15 protein-coding genes are annotated in these 17072 nt (G+C 59.6%); 7 read left to right on the top strand and 8 right to left on the bottom strand.

Going from position 1 to position 17072, the window contains the following annotated elements:
- Positions 1-8: 8 nt before the first annotated feature.
- Entirely contained in the window at positions 9-1229 is a 1221-nt protein-coding gene (locus tag DW024_RS01335; protein ID WP_118376781.1) for an iron-containing alcohol dehydrogenase, read from the bottom strand.
- A gap of 254 nt (positions 1230-1483) precedes the next feature.
- Between DW024_RS01335 and DW024_RS01330 the strand changes: the two genes are divergently transcribed.
- Entirely contained in the window at positions 1484-2047 is a 564-nt protein-coding gene (locus DW024_RS01330) for a ferritin family protein (protein ID WP_199576901.1), read from the top strand.
- Positions 2048-2289: 242 nt separating this feature from the next.
- On the opposite strand, the gene DW024_RS01325 is transcribed toward DW024_RS01330, so the two are convergent.
- On the bottom strand, positions 2290-3171 hold the full coding sequence (locus tag DW024_RS01325; protein WP_158572105.1) for a hypothetical protein: 882 nt from the start codon (positions 3169-3171) through the stop codon (positions 2290-2292).
- Between the two features lie 541 nt (positions 3172-3712).
- Positions 3713-5149: a PLP-dependent aminotransferase family protein gene (locus DW024_RS01320; protein ID WP_158572104.1), complete on the bottom strand. Its 1437-nt coding sequence runs from the start codon at positions 5147-5149 to the stop codon at positions 3713-3715.
- A 143-nt stretch (positions 5150-5292) separates the two neighbouring features.
- Between DW024_RS01320 and pdxS the strand changes: the two genes are divergently transcribed.
- From pdxS to DW024_RS01305, 3 genes are all read left to right on the top strand, one after another.
- Positions 5293-6183, top strand: a complete 891-nt coding sequence (gene pdxS / locus DW024_RS01315; protein WP_118376777.1) for a pyridoxal 5'-phosphate synthase lyase subunit PdxS — start codon at positions 5293-5295, stop codon at positions 6181-6183.
- 20 nt (positions 6184-6203) lie between these two features.
- Positions 6204-6791 (top strand): pyridoxal 5'-phosphate synthase glutaminase subunit PdxT, encoded by a 588-nt coding sequence (pdxT, locus tag DW024_RS01310; RefSeq protein ID WP_118376776.1) that lies wholly within the window; start codon positions 6204-6206, stop codon positions 6789-6791.
- Between the two features lie 267 nt (positions 6792-7058).
- Positions 7059-8180 carry an IS110 family transposase gene (locus DW024_RS01305; protein ID WP_118376775.1) on the top strand — a complete coding sequence of 374 codons (1122 nt, stop codon included), beginning with the start codon at positions 7059-7061 and terminating at the stop codon, positions 8178-8180.
- Positions 8181-8605: 425 nt separating this feature from the next.
- Here the strand turns inward: DW024_RS01305 and DW024_RS10170 are convergent, their stop codons facing one another.
- Positions 8606-9517, bottom strand: coding sequence for a hypothetical protein (locus tag DW024_RS10170; protein WP_199576899.1), 912 nt, complete (start codon positions 9515-9517; stop codon positions 8606-8608).
- Positions 9518-9731: 214 nt separating this feature from the next.
- Between DW024_RS10170 and DW024_RS01295 the strand changes: the two genes are divergently transcribed.
- On the top strand, positions 9732-10142 hold the full coding sequence (locus tag DW024_RS01295; RefSeq protein WP_118376774.1) for a peptide deformylase: 411 nt from the start codon (positions 9732-9734) through the stop codon (positions 10140-10142).
- A gap of 199 nt (positions 10143-10341) precedes the next feature.
- Here DW024_RS01295 and DW024_RS01290 read toward each other — a convergent pair whose 3' ends face one another.
- Both DW024_RS01290 and DW024_RS01285 read right to left on the bottom strand, forming a co-directional pair.
- Positions 10342-11823, bottom strand: coding sequence for an aminotransferase class I/II-fold pyridoxal phosphate-dependent enzyme (locus DW024_RS01290; RefSeq protein ID WP_117637011.1), 1482 nt, complete (start codon positions 11821-11823; stop codon positions 10342-10344).
- Positions 11824-12025: 202 nt separating this feature from the next.
- Positions 12026-12883: a LysR family transcriptional regulator gene (locus DW024_RS01285; RefSeq protein WP_117757314.1), complete on the bottom strand. Its 858-nt coding sequence runs from the start codon at positions 12881-12883 to the stop codon at positions 12026-12028.
- A 118-nt stretch (positions 12884-13001) separates the two neighbouring features.
- On the opposite strand from DW024_RS01285, the gene DW024_RS01280 reads away from it, so the two are divergent.
- The gene (locus DW024_RS01280; protein WP_118376773.1) at positions 13002-13913 is read left to right on the top strand and encodes a DMT family transporter; all 912 of its coding nucleotides are present in this window, start codon (positions 13002-13004) and stop codon (positions 13911-13913) included.
- Positions 13914-14015: 102 nt separating this feature from the next.
- On the opposite strand, the gene bsh is transcribed toward DW024_RS01280, so the two are convergent.
- Together bsh and DW024_RS01270 are read right to left on the bottom strand one after the other, a co-directional pair.
- Positions 14016-14981, bottom strand: a complete 966-nt coding sequence (gene bsh, locus DW024_RS01275) for a choloylglycine hydrolase (protein WP_117629622.1) — start codon at positions 14979-14981, stop codon at positions 14016-14018.
- A 131-nt stretch (positions 14982-15112) separates the two neighbouring features.
- Positions 15113-15532 carry a peptide deformylase gene (locus tag DW024_RS01270; protein ID WP_117563534.1) on the bottom strand — a complete coding sequence of 140 codons (420 nt, stop codon included), beginning with the start codon at positions 15530-15532 and terminating at the stop codon, positions 15113-15115.
- A 193-nt stretch (positions 15533-15725) separates the two neighbouring features.
- Between DW024_RS01270 and DW024_RS01265 the strand changes: the two genes are divergently transcribed.
- Positions 15726-17039 carry an NCS2 family permease gene (locus DW024_RS01265; RefSeq protein ID WP_118376772.1) on the top strand — a complete coding sequence of 438 codons (1314 nt, stop codon included), beginning with the start codon at positions 15726-15728 and terminating at the stop codon, positions 17037-17039.
- Positions 17040-17072: the final 33 nt, after the last annotated feature.

The following is a 17072-nucleotide window of genomic DNA, read 5'->3' as shown; positions in this document are numbered from 1 at the left end:
GGACCCTCCTAGTTCTCGCCCTCAAACATACCACCTGCGATAACTTCGTACATATGCTCGAGCTCCAAACGATCCATTAAAAGTGGAACGGGGTATAGCGGATTGGCCTCGGCATCGGCATGGGCCGCCATTTGCGGAATATCGGAGCGGCGAATGCCCGTCACAAATTTGGGAATGCCCAAGGCGGCGTTCATGCGGTCGACCCAATCGATAAAGGCCTCAGCCGCAAGACTGTCCTGCGCAGTAGCCGGCGCAATGCCCGCCATGCGGGCGAGATCGGCGAGCTTGGGAGCAGCGGCTTCGCCATAAGCGCGAAGCATGTGCGGCAGGATAATCGCGTTGGCCAAACCGTGCGGAATTCCGTATCGGCCGCCCAGGCTGTGCGCGATGGCATGAACGTATCCAACATAGGAGCGCGTAAAGGCAACACCCGCTTTATACGCCGCCGAAAGCATATTGCGGCGCGCACGCATGTTGTCGCCATGCTCATAGGCCTCGAGCAAATTATCGTGGATAAGCCGTACCGCCTGACGCGCCATCTTGCGCGTATAGGGCGTGGTGCTGCGGCCGATAAAGGCCTCGACGGCATGTGTCAGGGCATCCATGCCCGTCTGCCCCGTAATGGAGGCGGGCAGGCCGCGCGTAAACTCGGGGTCGTGTACCGCAAAGCGCGGGATAAGCACAAAGTCGTTAATGGGGTACTTGTAGTGCGACTCGTCATCGGTAATGACCGCTGCAAGCGTGACCTCGCTTCCCGTGCCTGCCGTGGTGGGAACGGCGATGAGCAGCGGCAGGCGATGATGAATCCGCAGCAGCCCGCGCATCTTGTTGATGGGCTTGTTTGGCTGCGCAATGCGCGCCCCCACACCCTTGGCGCAGTCCATGGCCGAACCGCCACCAAAGCCGATAATGGCCTGGCAGGCGCGCGCTCGATACAGGGACGCCGCTTCTTCCACGTTTGAGACCGTGGGATTCGCCGATGTTTTGGCATAAACCGCAACGCCAATTCCCTTGGACGCGAGCGCTGTCTCGAGCGGTGCCGTGAGCCCCAGGCGGGCAATGCCGGAATCCGTCACGATAAGGACCCGCTGTATCGAGCGCTTTTGAAGCACTGTGGGCACATCCTCAGCGTGTTCCAGAATGCGTGGCTCGGTATAGGGCAGTACCGGCAATGCGATGCGAAAAACCGTTTGATACGTGCGGCACCAGGCGCGGCGGGCTAAATGCATAAAGGAAGCTCCTTCATTTGTTGATTGGTCAACATTTGCTCGACCGATTGTACTCGGCGGAAATCTCAGACGGCCTGCCAATCGTTAATCAATCAACATCTTCACATGCCTGAAATTGTTTTATTAAAAATCATTCCTAATAGGCTTCACATTTGGTTGCATTTATGGATAATAGAACTCGTCAAGACGCACGTCCGGAGAGGGCCCTTACGGGACCGGACAAGCGCCCCATCGCCATCGATCGAAAGGATCGAATCATGAAATTTGTTTGCCCCGTTTGCGGTTATGTTGAAGAGTATGACGGCGACCAGCTGCCCGAGGATTTTAAGTGCCCCCAGTGCGGCGTCCCCGGTTCTCGCTTCCTAAAGCAGGAGGAGGGCCAGCTCGAGTGGGCTGCCGAGCACGTCGTGGGCGTCGCCAAGATAGAAGGCGTCTCCGAGGACATCGTTGCCGACCTGCGCGCTAACTTTGAGGGCGAATGCTCCGAGGTCGGTATGTACCTGGCCATGGCTCGCGTCGCTCATCGCGAGGGCTATCCCGAGATCGGCCTGTACTGGGAGAAGGCTGCCCACGAGGAGGCCGAGCACGCCGCCAAGTTTGCTGAGCTCCTGGGCGAGGTCGTAACCGACTCCACCAAGAAGAACCTCGAGATGCGCGTTGAGGCCGAAAACGGCGCCACCGCCGGCAAGACCGATCTTGCCAAGCGCGCCAAGGCCGCTGGCCTTGATGCCATTCACGACACCGTGCACGAGATGGCTCGCGACGAGGCCCGCCACGGCAAGGCTTTCGCCGGCCTGCTCAAGCGCTACTTTGGCTAAGCCAACCGCTTGAGACATAACCTCTAGCTCGATGAGGCCCGGACCGTATTGGTTCGGGCCTTTTTCGTGCCTCACGAACTTGTTAACGCCCTGAAATAGGACCGCCTTCGGCATCGGCTTCTCGTCAAAAACTAAGTGAGTAGACTTTTTTGAACTTGCCGAGCAGGCCATCCATATCACTTTATAAAGCCGCAGGTAAATGCCTTGTTACAAAACGGCCTGGTCACCAAAGTGCCAAAAGCCTACTCACTTAGAACCGCAGCCGTCCACGATCGAGCTGTTTTGTGTCTAACGGGCATCTTTCCGTCAATTACTCCCAATTTTGTCCAGTCAACGAACAGTTCAGACCGGAGTAATGTCTCAGCCCTTTGCTCATCTGAGCTTTTATCACGATATTCAGCATCGAGCATCCTGCATACGGCCTTAACGATCGCGTGGAATCTACCCTCATCGGATATCTGTCTGTGCGTCAGGAGAAGTACATCGTAGCCCATGGCCTGAAGGGCCGTCATGCGGTCAGCGTCACGCAAGCCATCCCCTGTGCGTCCGTGCGAGGCCTTTCCCTGACATTCAATGGCCACCTGTCGCCTGCCGTCCAGCGAAGAAAGAAGTAGGTCGATATATACACGGGACTTTCCCACAATCGCTCGAGCACTTGTGCTTAGCATCACTTCAACATTGAGCTCTATGCCGCAAAAACCTTCTCCTCCCAGGGATCGCGGCAGTGCAAGTAGCAAATACGCCTCGACCTCAAAAGGCGACGCGGCGCCCAATGGAACGAGTTGCGATACCGCTATAAATCTATTGCCGTAACGCATCCCGCAAACATCTGAACAAAAACGGTCAAGGTCTCCGCCCAAAACCAAAGCGTCTCGACGCCATAAATTTGAGGCGGTGCCGTCCTCGGACGGGCAGCGCACCCAACCGAACGTTGTCGAAATCGCGCCCGAATCAATTGCACGCGAAAGCTCCGCCTCAAGTGCCGCCGGCAGGGCACACACCGCAAACAAGCCACACATCTCCGCCAATACCAAAAGAAGCTGAAGATCCGTCAGATGCCGCAACATGATGAATGCCGTCAGTAGAGGAGACGTAATCAAAACCCCATGCTCCGTTTCCAGCACGGATTCCCTGGGAAGCTCACCAAGAAACAGCCGCTGCCTAATGCTGGCAGGACAAGTCCGTTTGTTTCTCGTCCGAACCAATGTATACAACGGAAAACCGAGCGCGACCGCAGCCGTCGGGTTGCGGGCGAGATCATATCGCTGCCGGTCTTCTTCCGGTCGTGGAAGCGGCGGACACAAAGCGCGGACTTGAGGAGGCAAACGCCAGTACCTAAAAGCTGATATGTCACAAAGTAGATCCTTCATAGGCACAGGAAAACACGAATTTCAACCCAGTCAGTCACGCATTGGCGCGAACGCACCAAAAATGGCGCCGAACGGACTGCCAAGTTTTCAACAGCCCTCCCCAACTGGCCAAAAGCTTGCCGAGAGCTGGACGAAGCCCTGTTGAAAACCCCATTTTTTCTCATGCAGGAGCTTTGCGCGGCAAGTGAGTAGACTTTTTTGAACATCCCGAGCAGGCCGGTCATCCTGCTTTTCAAAACCGCAGGTAGATAGCTTGTTACAAAACTGCCTGGTCGCCAAAGTGCTAAAAGTCTACTCACTTAGGTTGCAGAGTGCCCCCCATTAGCTGCAATTCCAAGGTAGTTAGTACTTTTGGACTCAGATCGTCATACTGAACAAGAATTTGAGTTGAGTTTTCAGGGACAGATGCGCCATCGGCACACCAAAAACAGTCACCGATATCGATAAAAGGGATGCTCGAGCGCGTGAGGGCCCGTGCAAAAGTGCTTCCGCCCGTTCCACGCTCCGCAACCACGATACAGTAAAGGCCCGCGTCTGCATACTCGATCGAGACTCCCCCTGCCGGAAATGCCTTCCGTACAAGCGCCGCCAGGCCATCACGCGCCTCGCGAGCACGAACGCGCACGCGGTTCACATGTCGCTCGTAATCACCCGATTCCAGCAAACGCGCCAAGGCAACCTGATCAACAGAACTTACCGACGAGGCGTAGAAACCAAGGTTGCGCCTAAACCTCTCCATTAGCTCATCGGGCAGCACCATGTACGCCAAACGCAACGCCGATGAAAGGCTCTTCGAAAACGTGTTGGTGTAGATAACCGACTGGGCGGCATCGATCGACGCGAGCGCGGGAATCGGCTTGCCGGCAAGGCGAAACTCACAATCAAAGTCATCTTCGATGAGATACCGACCTGGTCGCTCGGCGGCCCAGCTCAGCAGCGCATAGCGACGCGCAATGCTCGTCACAAGACCGGTCGGATACTGATGAGACGGCATCAGATGAAGGACATCGGTCCTGGTTTTCTGCAGCGCGCTCAAGTCCACGCCCTCAGCATCCAACGGGACATGCCGCACTTCGCAACCCATGGCCTGATAGATGCGCGTCAAGCGCAAATAGCCTGGATCCTCGACGGCATACACCTTGTCCGCGCCAAGCAACTGAACCAACATGGTATCGAGCAGCTGGGCGCCCGCACCGATAACGATGTTGTCGGGGTCGACATTCATGCCCCTTGTCCCGCGCAGATGGTGAGCAATTGCGCATCGTAGCCGAGCGGTGCCCTGTGCCGGCGCGGTCGAAAAGATTTCGCGTTCGTCTTCGGATGCCAGCGTCGCCCGCAGTGCGCTTTGCCAAAGCCGCGCCGCCTCCAAAGTGGAAGGAGAAAGCGCATCGAATCGCTCGACCTGTCCGTTGACATCACGCGCACTGGGGCCCACAGAGACGGCATCTCGGTCGATGCCCTCCGCAGCCAAAGCCAAGACCGGTGCATCCGGAAGCTCGCAAGCGTAGTAGCCACGACGCGGCATTGAGCAAATATAGCCCTCGGCAAGTAGCTGGCTATATGCGTTCTCGATGGTAATGACACTGATTCCCAGATGACTGGCAAAGGCGCGCTTAGACGGCAGATGCTCCCCCGCCGCAATGCGTCCAGCAACGATATCATCTCGAATTTGCTGGTAAACATACTCATAGAGCGATGCTTCGCCGCGATTTTCCAAATTGTAGTCAAGCATGGGCATCACCTGACCTTATCGAATCATTCAATCTGGCATTAGTCTGACCTTGTTATTATCTCGAAAACTGAGTATTTCGCCATACCCAGCTCCCCGATAGGATGTTCCGTCAAGCAATGTACATGCCAACCAAGGGAGCAACCATGGCAGAACAGACCAACAAGGCCGATCGCGTCAAACTCAATCGCGAGCTCGCGCAGATGCTCAAGGGCGGCGTCATCATGGACGTCACCACGCCCGAGCAGGCACGCATCGCCGAGGAGGCGGGCGCCTGCGCCGTCATGGCGCTCGAGCGCATCCCGGCCGACATCCGCGCCGCAGGCGGCGTGTCGCGCATGAGCGACCCCAAGATGATCAAGGGCATCCAGGAGGCCGTCTCCATCCCCGTCATGGCCAAGTGCCGCATCGGTCACATCGTCGAGGCGCAGATCCTGCAGGCCGTCGAGATCGACTACATCGATGAGTCCGAGGTTCTCTCCCCTGCCGACGACGTCTATCATATCGACAAGACCCAGTTTGACGTGCCGTTTGTCTGCGGCGCCCGTGATCTGGGCGAGGCGCTGCGCCGTGTTGCCGAAGGCGCCACGATGATTCGCACCAAGGGTGAGCCGGGTACGGGCGACGTCGTTCAGGCCGTGCGTCACATGCGCAAGATCCAAAAGCAGATCCGTGACGTTGTTGCCCTGCGCGACGACGAGCTCTTTGAGGCAGCCAAGCAACTGCAGGTTCCGGTCGAGCTGGTGCGTGAGGTCCATGCCACGGGAAAGCTTCCCGTCGTGAACTTTGCCGCCGGCGGCGTAGCGACCCCCGCCGACGCCGCGCTGATGATGCAGCTGGGCGCCGAAGGCGTCTTTGTCGGCTCGGGCATCTTTAAAAGCGGCGACCCCGCCAAGCGCGCAGCCGCCATCGTCAAGGCCGTGGCAAACTTCACCGATGCCAAACTCATCGCCGAGCTTTCGGAAGACCCGGGCGAGGCCATGGTGGGCATCAACGCCGACGAAATCGAGATCATCATGGAGGAACGCGGGCGCTAGTCCAGCAGAAGGGATCGCACATGAGCGATTACGCAGACCAGACGGTCGCCGTGCTGGCGGTCCAAGGCGCTTTTGCCGAGCACGAGGCAAGGCTATCCGAGCTGGGCGCACGCTGTATTGAGCTAAGGCAGGCGGCTGATTTGAAGCAGGACTTTGACCGTCTGGTACTTCCCGGCGGCGAGTCTACCGTTCAAGGGAAGCTGCTTGATGAGCTTGGCATGCTCGAGGAGCTTCGCACCCACATTGTTGAAGGCATGCCCGTCCTTGGCACCTGCGCCGGCTTGATTCTATTGGCGCGCGATCTTGCCGCACACGACGATAAGGGAACGCCGCGCCTAGCAACCATGAACGTACTCGTTGAGCGCAACGCTTATGGCAGACAGCTCGGCAGTTTTCGCACCAAGGGCCAGGTAGACGGCATCGACGGTGAAGTGCCATTAACATTTATCCGTGCACCCCGCATCGTCGAAGTGTACGGCAATGCCAAGGCCTTAGCGAAAGTCGACGGCCGTATCGTCGCCGCCCGCCAGGGCAACCAGCTCGGCGTCACCTTCCATCCCGAACTCGATGAAGACACCCGCCTCCACGAACTGTTCCTACAAATGTAGGCATCGAAATCAACAAACGAAACGAGAGTGGATAATCTCCCACCTTGAGCATGAATATGGGCTCATAGCGGGAGATTATCCACTCTCATTCTTTGGTGCAAATGATCCCTTGGGGATGCCGATGTTTTGGTACCGACAGACACTATGACCCAATCCGAGGGCACTAAAAAGATAGGAGCCCCCGCTCGTGACCGCGGGTCGGGGCTGCGACAATGATGTTGAAGTGCCATAGGCGCAGCCGCGCCGCAACGAGGTTGGGAGGCTCCCATGCCAAAGTATTCTACCGCGTTCGGGATGGACGTCCACCTGAGGTCGACCACCGTCTGCGCCCTCGACGCGGACACCGGCGAGGCCGTGACGAGGAGGTTCCCCGGCAACCCCTGGGGCGAGATCGCCGGGTGGATGGGTGGGTTCCCCGGGCCGTCGCTCGCGGCCTACGAGAGCGGCTACCCCGGCTTCGCCCCGCAGAGGGAGCTCGCCGGGCTCGGCGTCGAGTGTGTCGTCGCCGCGGTCTCGAAGATCCCCAGGTCGGCCGCCGACTCGGCCTCCAAGAACGACAGGAACGACGCCGCCAGGATGGCCAAGGCGATACTCGCCCACGACATCTCCCCCGTATGGGTCCCCTCCCCCGAGGTCGAGGGCATCAGGGACCTCGCCGGCGCCTACGACGGGGCGACCGCGCGCCTGGCGACCGCCAAGCAGCGGCTGCTCGCCTTCCTCGCAAAGCGAGGGTTCGCCTACGGCGGCACCACGCCCGCCGGCAACCCGAGGAAGTACTGGACCTACGACTTCCTGAGGTGGCTCGACAAGGTCAGGCCGGAGGACGATGGCGGGGTTCGGACGCTCGCCGCCCTGAGGAGCGAGGTCGAGGCCGCGGCGGAGGCCCGGGCGGATCTGCTCTCCGAGTACAGGGCGGCCGTGGATGCCAGCCCGATCGCCGCGGAGGTGGCCGCCCTCCAGTCGATCAAGGGCTGCGCCTTCGCGCTGGCCGCAGCCTTCTCGGCCGAGGTCGGCGACTTCACGAGGTTCCGTTCCGGAAGGCAGGTCACGGCCTATTTCGGCCTCGCGCCGAGTCAGAGGTCGAGCGGCGACTCCGTGCGGCTCGGAGGCATCAGCGGTGCGGGCAACGCGCTCGTGAGGAAGCTGGCCGTTGAGGGTTCATGGCGCTACGCCGCGGCGCGGCACCAGCCGAAGCTCATGCCGAGGGACACGGGCGTGCCCCTCGAGATAAGGATGCACGGAAGGAAGGGGTCCGAGCGGCTCCTGCGGCGGCGCGAGGAGATGCTCGCCCGCGGCATGCCCGCGGCGAAGGCTAACGCGGCCACCGCGGCCGAGCTCGTGAGGTGGCTCTGGGCCCTCGGCATGATGTGCCGGGAGGGCGCGGAATAGACATAGCCCCCGCCCCGGCGAGCCGGGCGGCCTTCGGGGATACCCCCTATTTCGCTGTGCGCGCGGAGCCCTCCGCATGCGCCTCGACAGACTTGGGGAACCCCGCCGAAGGAATGGAGTGCGGGCCGACAGAACGGTATCCGCGGATATGAGACTGAGCCGAAGGCGTCGATGACATGCCGGGGGCGGACCGGGACGGGTTAACGGCAGGCCCCGCCGACCGATTGCAAGCGGTCGGCGGGGCCATTGTGGCTCTTGACAGCGGATTGGGTCATATGAGCGAGCGCCCACCAGAGCGAACAAATTGACATGAAAAGAGGACGGCATAGACCTTCTGGTCATGCCGTCCTCTTTGAATGACAAGTTGTCGCTCTGGTGGGCGCGCAGCGTCAACTAGTTACGCGGTTCGTAGAACCGCGTAACCCCTAAAAGCGGTTGCCGCGGAAGCCGCCACCGTTGCGGCCGCCACGATCGCCACCGCGGCCGCCGCGGTCGTTACCACGGTTGCCGCCGAAGCCGCCGCGGTTGCCACCGCGGTCACCATAGCCGCCACGGTTGCCGCCAAAGCCGCCGCGAGGACCACGGTCGCCGCCACGGTCACCAAAGCCGCCACGGCCGCCACGATCGCCACCGCGGCCGCCACGGTCACCACCACGGCCACCGCGATCGCCAAAGCCGCCGCGACCGCCGCGGTCGCCGCCACGGCCACCGCGATCGTCACGGCCGCCGCGAGGACCGCGGTCCTCGTCCAGGCCCATGGCGACGAGCGGAGCGATAACCTTATCGAGAGCGGCCATCAGCTCGGTAGCCTCCTCGTAAGAAAGCTCGGGCAGGAGCTTCTCCTTCTTGTTGGCAAGCTCAACCAGGCCCTCGGCGGCATCCTCGGCAGCGAAGACGACGATCTTGCGCATGTCGCCCTCGGCGTCGTCGATGCGGCCGACCAGATCGGCAGCCTCGGCCTCGGCCATCAGGCCATCGAGCTCACGAAGGCGCATGCCCAGCAGGTCGGACATTTCCTTCTGCTCCATCTTGGGCTTGAGGTCAAGGAGCTTGATGGCGCGCTCGATGTTCGCCATGCGCTCGGCCTTGGCCTCCTCCTCCTTGGAAATAGCAAAGCGACGGCTACGCAGCAGGCGGGCGGCCTTCTGCATCTTGTCCATCAGCTCTTCGTCATCGTAATCAACGGCGGCCTCGACAACCTCGGCCTCCTCCTCGGCGGAAACCTCGTCAGCGGCCTCAACCTCGGCAGCTTCGGTCTCCACGGTCTCGACTGCCTCGACCTCGGCAGCCATGGTCTCGTTCTCGGTCTCGTTCATGATCTCTTCGTTCTCGGACATGAGACTCCTTCTTGGCCCTCTCGGGCATCATCGCCCCATTCGCGGGGCCCGTCGCGCACTCTTTGCGCTTTAAACATTCATGCCTCTCGGCAAAACGTCCATTAGTTTATGGCGTCGCCATCCAATCTAGCTGCAGAATCTATGTGCACACATTAATGCGACATGTCGCGGTATCATGGCCTGAACCAAACGTATCCACCTTAAGGAGCCCGCCATGATTAAGCCCATCATGAAATCCGAGTTCTTTTTGCGCCTGCCCTCCGAAGATGCGGGCCCCGACGATGCCGCGACCGGGCAGGACCTCCTGGATACGCTCCTCGAGCATGAGCACGAGTGCGTAGGCCTCGCCGCCAACATGATCGGCGTGCGCAAACGCATCATCTGCGTAAAGGACGGCACCAAGTCGCTGCTCATGTACAACCCTCAAATTCTTGAGCAGGTCAATGTCTATCAGACAAGCGAAGGATGCCTCTCGCTGATCGGCGAGCGTCCCTGTACCCGCTATCGCCGCATTAAGGTTGAGTATTTGGACGAGAACTTTGTCCACCGCATCAAAAACTTCTCGGGCTACACCGCCGAGATCATCCAGCACGAAATCGATCATTGCAACGGAATCGTAATTTAGTTCCGCCGTTCTACCGAACGGCGGACCGCTTGACGCTGCGCGAGCCGCATTTGCGCCAAGGTGACGTGAAATGAGAGGGCGCTGACCTTTTGGTCGCGCCCTTGAAGCTGAACGTCAGATTGGCGTGAATGCGGCTCGCTCGCTGTCGTATGTCTACCCTGCGACGTCTTAACCCTCGCAGCGGAACATATCCAATCCCCTACGCTTGGCGGTAGTGATCGAAGAAGTCGGCGAGGTCTTCGAGGGACTCTTTGAGCACTTCCATGCGCGGCAGGTACACGATACGGAAGTGGTCGGGCTCAGCCCAGTTAAAGCCGCCGCCGCGCGTGATCAGGATCTTCTTCTCGTGCAGCAGGTCAAGGGCGAACTGCTCGTCATCGGTAATGTTGAACTTCTTCACATCCATCTTGGGGAAGATGTAGAACGCCGCACGCGGCTTAACCACCGAGATGCCGTCAATCTTGTTGAGCGCCTCATACACAAAGTTGCGCTGCTCGTAGACACGGCCGCCGGGGCGGATGTAGTCGTTGACGGACTGATGGCCACCGAGCGCCGTCTGAACGATCGACTGAGCCGGCACGTTGGAGCACAGGCGCATGTTGGAGAGCATGTTAATGCCCATGATGAAGTCGCTCATGCAGCGCTGGTTGCCCGAAAGCACCATCCAGCCAATACGATAGCCCGCGATCATGTGCGACTTGGAAAGGCCGCTAAAGGTGACGCAGGGCAGATCAGGAGCGAGCGAGGCAATCGAGACGTGCTCGTAGCCGTCCATGCACAGGCGGTCGTAGATCTCATCGGCAAAGATCATCAGCTGATGCCTGCGTGCAACCTCGACGATGCCCTCGAGCACCTCGCGCGGGTAGACCGAGCCCGTGGGGTTGTTGGGGTTGATGATAACGAGGGCTTTGGTCGCGCTCGTGATCTTGGACTCCATATCCTCCAGGTCGGGATACCAATCCGCCTGCTCATCGCACAGATAGTGCACAGGATGACCGCCGGCAAGGGTTGCGCACGCCGTCCAGAGCGGATAGTCGGGGCTGGGGATCAGAATCTCGTCGCCATTGTCGAGCAGCGCGTTCATCGAAAGCTGAATGAGCTCGGACACGCCGTTGCCCGTGTAGATATGCTCCATCTGAACGTTGGGCAGGCCCTTGATCTGCGAATACTGCATGATCGCCTTGCGCGCGGAGAACAGGCCACGCGAGTTGGAATAGCCTTCGCAGTCGGGCAGCTGCTGGCGCATGTCCTTGATGACCTCATCGGGCGTGCGGAAACCGAAGGGCGCCGGGTTGCCGATATTGAGCTTGAGGATGCGCTCGCCCTCGTCCTCCATACGGGCGGCCTCGTCGACGACGGGACCGCGCACGTCATACAGGACGTTATCGAGCTTGGTGGATTTAGAAAAAGTACGCATGGTGGTGCTCCTTGCAATTTGAGCTGAGGGATGGGGTTCGGGCTTGGAATCGTTGCGGGGTGATGATGCCTCGCCTTGATCGGCGTCGCCGGCAAGCAGCCAGGTAACATCGACCTCCAAAATACGGGCGAGCAGCTCAGCCACATCGCGCCGCGGAATCGTCTTGCCGCTCACATATTGGCTCATCTGACTCTTGCCGAGTTTTTTGCCGAGCATCTCCGATGCGCGGATCACGTCCGACTGGCGAACGTCGCGATCGGACATAGCCTGTCGCAGACGATCGCTAAACGTCTCTTGGGCCACTAGAACCTCCTTGCTGGCAAAGTTCAATTTATACAACACGAATTGAACCTGAGTTCAATTTAGGCAGCAGTATAACGCCGTGCTATTTCGAAAAGTTCAATTTCAAAAATAAAATGAGCAAGACCTCGAGATTTATCCCAAGGCGATAACGACGTGCACGCATTTAGAGGTATTCGAGGAAACGAGCGGCGGCAAGCGAAACATCGGCCGTTCGATATATGGCGTTGATCTGCCGATGGGGATGCCCTTCGAGCGGACGCACAGCAACATCGAACTGGCAGCGACGCAAGATGAGCGCGGGAAGAATGCTCACGCCCAGGCCATCCTCGACCATAGCCATAATCGCATAGTCATCCCAAGTCGACAGTTTTGAGCGCACCGCCAGCCCCGCCCGACGGAATAGCGGCGTAATCTCATCATCGGTACCCCGTTCCAGCAGAATAAACTGCTCTCTTGCCAAATCGGTAAGAGAGACGAACTCCGCCGTGGCAAGCAACGAATCTGTCGGCACCACCGCCATCAGCTCATCACACACTAAAGACCGTGATGCCATGCCGTTTTCTCGGGGCTCACGCGGGATAAAGCCCAGGTCGCAGCGCCCCTCCGCCACCCATTGTTCAATCTCTGAGTAATCGCCCATCAGCAACTCATAATCGACGTCCGGGTGATCGGCGCGAAAACGCGCTATGACCGGTGGCAGCACGTGGGTCGCCACACTCGAAAACGTACCAATGCAGATCTTGCCGCGCATGAGCCCACGCATCTCGTCCACGTGTCGCTGCAGGCGGCCAAACTCCTCGCAGAGCGCCTCAACCGCCGGCATGATCTGCCGCCCATCGGCAGAAAGCACCACACCCTCGCGGCTGCGGTCGAGCACCTTAAAACCCCAATCGGTCTCAAGGTCGCCCACCATGCGGCTCACGCCCGACTGCGAATAGCTCAGCCGCTCGGCGGCGCGCGTAAAACTGCCGGCCCGCACGGTCTCGAGCAGAACCTGCATCTTTTGAATATTCGTTTCCACGGCACCCCTCCACCTTTACATGAGTTTTTGTCATGTTATCCATGCATTATATTCGCTTTTCTTCTAAAGCCAGTTCACCCATAGTGAACATGTTCGGATATAGAGGGGATGTCAGCACATGAACAACGGATTGTTTACGTACTTAGCAGCATTGCTATTGTTTGGCTCCAACGGCATCATCGCCGCTGCCATCGCGCTGCCGAGCTCCGATATCGTACTGTTGCGCACGTTTTTGGGCGCTCTCACCCTTGCCGCCATCCTCTTCATAACCAAGCGCCATAACCTGCAGGCTCCGTCTCGCCCCCGCGAGGCCGCAGCGCTCATCGTCTCGGGCGCCGCGCTGGGCGCCAGCTGGATTTTCCTGTTCCGCGCCTATCAGACGATCGGCGTTGGTATCTCCTCGCTGTTGTATTACTGTGGCCCCATCATCGTTATGGCCCTTTCCCCGCTCATTTTTGGCGAAAAGCTGACCGGCGGCAAAATCGCCGGCTTTGTCGCCGTCGCCTGCGGTGCTTTTCTCATTGCAGCGCAAGGTCTAGGCGGCAATATGCCCATTGCGGGCATCGTCTGTGGAATCGCCTCGGCCTTCTGCTATGCATTGATGGTCATCGCCAGCAAGGGTGCGCCGCACATCGAGGGCCTCGAGAACTCCGCACTCCAAGTGAGCGCCGCCTTTGTGACCGCACTGGCCCTCACGCTCATCACGCAGGGCGCTCCCTCGTTCCTGTCCGCCGGCGTCGCCGCCAGCATTGATTGGCGCGCCGTCGCTATGCTCGGCGTCGTCAACACCGGCATTGGTTGCCTGCTCTACTTTAGCGCCGTCGCCAAGCTGCCCGTCCAGACCGTCGCCGTCGTCGGCTACCTCGAGCCGCTTTCGGCGGTCGTGTTCTCGGCCGCCCTTTTGGGTGAAGCCATAACACCGGTCCGCCTGATGGGCGCCGCGCTTATCATCGGCGGCGCGATTTTTTGCGAACTCGCCGGCAAACGCGCAAGCACCAAGGCCGGTATCGCCCAGGCAGCACGCGCTTAAGGGACATTTTCTCGGGGCGCATGCGGGATAAAGCCCAGGTCGCAGCGCCCCTGCACCTCACAGGAGATGCAGGGGCGCTTTGCACTGCAGTAAAGCTATGGGCTACGAACGACGCGGCTCGGGAACCACGAGCCTATCGGGGCTCGCGCCCTCGGCATCCATCAGGCTCACGTAACGAATCGACGGATCCCCATACATCGCGTAGTAATAATTGCCCGTGCGCGCGCTAAAGCATCCGGTATAGATAGTCTTCTCGAACTTGCCATCGCCCATCCTGGACGCCCCCTCAATCATCACCACGCCCTCGAGCGAGCGGAACATGCGAACGACGTTTTCGGTCTCGCTCTCCTTTTGCGGGTAATTGGCATTGAGGTACGCCGCCTTTACAAAACGGCTCGGCGAATAGCAATCGCCCGGAATGCCGCGCATGCCGGCACCGGCTCCATAGGGCTTAAGCTCGGCGCCACGCCATGTCGCCGTCTGCGGAAAATCGCTTGTGGCGGTGATATAGGTGCGCAGGTTTTCCATGTGCCACGGGAAGGTCGGCTGGTTGGCAAGGGTGTCGACCGGATCGTCGTATACATGCAGGCCGTCAGCCATCATCTCGACCACGATGCTGCGCTGGCTGTCGCCGATAATCCAATGGAGCAGCGACACGCCCAGCCCCTCTCCGGCAGATTTGGCGACAATCACCGTGTCGCGCAGCGCGGCCTCGACCTCATCGACCGTCGAGAACGTCGCTGCCACCCACAGGGGAAACTCATAGGCCGCGATATTGTTCTTGCCGTCGACAGGGCCCTCGGCATACTCGGCATAGCCGGGAAAGTTGAGCCCCGCCACAGCCAGACCCGCATCGTTACCACAGTCGAAAAACATGGGATAGTTCTTGTAATCGATGCACATGCCGATTACCGCGTGTGCCGCCGACGCATCGTCGATAAACGAATACGGAATGTGGAACCCGCGCGGCATCACGCGAACCTGTTGGCCGTAGTCAAAGCTCCAGTCGAGGTTGCGGCCCAGATACATGTGGCCAGAATTATCGGTAAATCGAATGCTCGTGCACATAGCGCCTCCTAGCTTTACGGTCCTGCTAAGGTTATTGTCACCAAACAAAAAGGCGCTAAACACAAAAGCCCGGACATGACAACAATGTCACGCCCGGACCAAAAGAGACGAAGTGCGGTGCTTTGGTCCCCTTAGACCAACTTTCCAAGACAGTGGTCGATCATATGCTGGACCATCTGCGCCTCGAAGCCCACAAAGTCCTGCTTGCGCTCGCGCATCTTGCCATCGACGATCTGGTCAAAGGCAACCTTGCACTTGATATAGCGCGTGGACTTGGTGACCTCCTCGTGCGTCAGGCAGCTCTCCTCCATCTTGCTGGCGCCCAGGCCAAACACCAGACGGGGGTTGTAGAGCACGTGGGGCTCGCCGGCGTCGTCCAGGTAGACGCAGACCTTCTTGGTAACGCCAATCTGGTTAGCGGCAAGGCAGCCGGCATCGTCGAGCGACTTGATGGTATCGATCAGGTCCTGAGCAACCGACTCGTCCTCGACGGTCGCAACCTCGCAACGCTGGGACAGGATAGCCTCGTCGTGGCAAAGCTCTTTAATCATACGTTCCTCCATAGGGGTCGTTGTAACCGCTTAAGTATACGGTACCCACACATTTTCATGCGATAAATACCGTCCGTCTGTTACAAAGCGCCGAACATCAACATGCGAGGAACAGCAAGGTTGTAAAGACGATATAGTAAGTGGGTTCGTGTCAATCGGCCTAAACTCGGGGCTGAACAAGGAAAGGGTATGCATGGACGAACTTTTTCACGTCAGTGAGCGCAAGTCCACAATCGGGACCGAACTTCGCGCTGGACTGACAACATTCCTGGCGATGGCCTACATCATCGCCGTCAACCCCGCAGTGCTCTCGGGCGCTGGCATTGATGCGGGAGCGCTCGCCTGCGCCACCTGCCTGGGCGCCGGCATCATGACCATCTGCATGGGCATCTTCGCCAACCGTCCGCTCGCATGCGCGTCGGGCCTGGGCATCAACGCCATGATTGCGGGCATCACCACCACCATGTGCGGCGGTGACTGGCACGTGGCCATGAGCGTCATCTTCCTCGAGGGTGTCGTCATCTTGCTGCTCGTCCTTTGCGGCCTGCGCGAGGCCATTATGGACGCCATCCCCGTGGTTCTGCGCCACGCTATCTCGGTGGGCCTGGGTCTGTTCATCGCCATGATCGGCCTGTGCGACGCCGGCATTATCACCGCTGGCGCCGGTACACTCGTCGGTCTGGGCGACATCACCTCCCCCACCTTTATCGTCGGCATCATCTCCATCGTCGTGACGGTTGCCATGGCTTCCCGCAACGTGCCGGGCTCGCTGCTCATCGGCATCATCGTTGCCGTTATCGCCGGTATCCCGCTGGGCGTCACCCATGCGCCCGAGGGCCTCATCGCACCGCTCGACTTCTCGACCTTTGGCGCCCCGTTTGCCAGCACCGCCGATGGCAACATGGCCATCGTGAAGGTTCTGACCGACCCGATGCTGCTCGTCGTTGCCTTCTCGCTGCTCATGAGTGACTTCTTCGACACCATGGGCACCGCGATGGCCGTCGCCAAGCAGGGCGAGTTCTTGACCGAGGACGGCAATGTCGAGGACATCCGTCCCATCCTGGTCGTCGACTCCGTGGCCGCTGCTGCCGGTGGCTTTATGGGCGTCTCCTCCATCACTACCTTCGTCGAGTCCACCTCTGGCGCTGCCGACGGTGGCCGCACGGGCCTCACCTCTGTCACCACCGGCGTGCTGTTCATTCTCGCCGCGTTCTTCTCCCCCATCGTCACCATCGTTTCCAGCGCCGCCACCTGCGGTGCTCTGGTCTACGTCGGTTACCTCATGATGAGCGAGGCCTCCGAGATCGACTGGTCCGACGTGTCGCAGGGTTTCCCGGCGTTCATGATTGTCGCCGGCGTGCCCTTCACTTACTCCATCTCTGCCGGCATTGGCCTGGGCTTTATCGCCTACGTGATCGTCGCGCTCTTTAAGGGCGAGGCCTCCAAGATCAAGCCGCTCATGTGGATCGCAGCCCTCGCCTTCCTCGTCTACTTCTTTGTAGCGTAGGCGCAAGATTCGCAATACCAAACAGCAAAGCGC

This window comes from Collinsella sp. AF37-9, from assembly GCF_003475115.1.
Lineage (GTDB): Bacteria > Actinomycetota > Coriobacteriia > Coriobacteriales > Coriobacteriaceae > Collinsella.
This window is presented reverse-complemented; position numbering and strand designations above follow the sequence as displayed.

Excerpts from the sequence above, each read along its gene's own strand:
- DW024_RS01320 (WP_158572104.1), bottom strand. The coding sequence starts at position 5,149 with ATGCTTGACTACAATTTGGAAAATCGCGGCGAAGCATCGCTCTATGAG.
- DW024_RS01270 (WP_117563534.1), bottom strand. The coding sequence starts at position 15,532 with ATGATTAAAGAGCTTTGCCACGACGAGGCTATCCTGTCCCAGCGTTGC.
- DW024_RS01295 (WP_118376774.1), top strand. The coding sequence starts at position 9,732 with ATGATTAAGCCCATCATGAAATCCGAGTTCTTTTTGCGCCTGCCCTCC.
- DW024_RS01290 (WP_117637011.1), bottom strand. The coding sequence starts at position 11,823 with ATGTCCGATCGCGACGTTCGCCAGTCGGACGTGATCCGCGCATCGGAG.
- DW024_RS01280 (WP_118376773.1), top strand. The coding sequence starts at position 13,002 with ATGAACAACGGATTGTTTACGTACTTAGCAGCATTGCTATTGTTTGGC.
- DW024_RS01265 (WP_118376772.1), top strand. The coding sequence starts at position 15,726 with ATGGACGAACTTTTTCACGTCAGTGAGCGCAAGTCCACAATCGGGACC.
- pdxT (WP_118376776.1), top strand. The coding sequence starts at position 6,204 with ATGAGCGATTACGCAGACCAGACGGTCGCCGTGCTGGCGGTCCAAGGC.
- DW024_RS10170 (WP_199576899.1), bottom strand. The coding sequence starts at position 9,517 with ATGTCCGAGAACGAAGAGATCATGAACGAGACCGAGAACGAGACCATG.
- pdxS (WP_118376777.1), top strand. The coding sequence starts at position 5,293 with ATGGCAGAACAGACCAACAAGGCCGATCGCGTCAAACTCAATCGCGAG.
- bsh (WP_117629622.1), bottom strand. The coding sequence starts at position 14,981 with ATGTGCACGAGCATTCGATTTACCGATAATTCTGGCCACATGTATCTG.
- DW024_RS01335 (WP_118376781.1), bottom strand. The coding sequence starts at position 1,229 with ATGCATTTAGCCCGCCGCGCCTGGTGCCGCACGTATCAAACGGTTTTT.
- DW024_RS01305 (WP_118376775.1), top strand. The coding sequence starts at position 7,059 with ATGCCAAAGTATTCTACCGCGTTCGGGATGGACGTCCACCTGAGGTCG.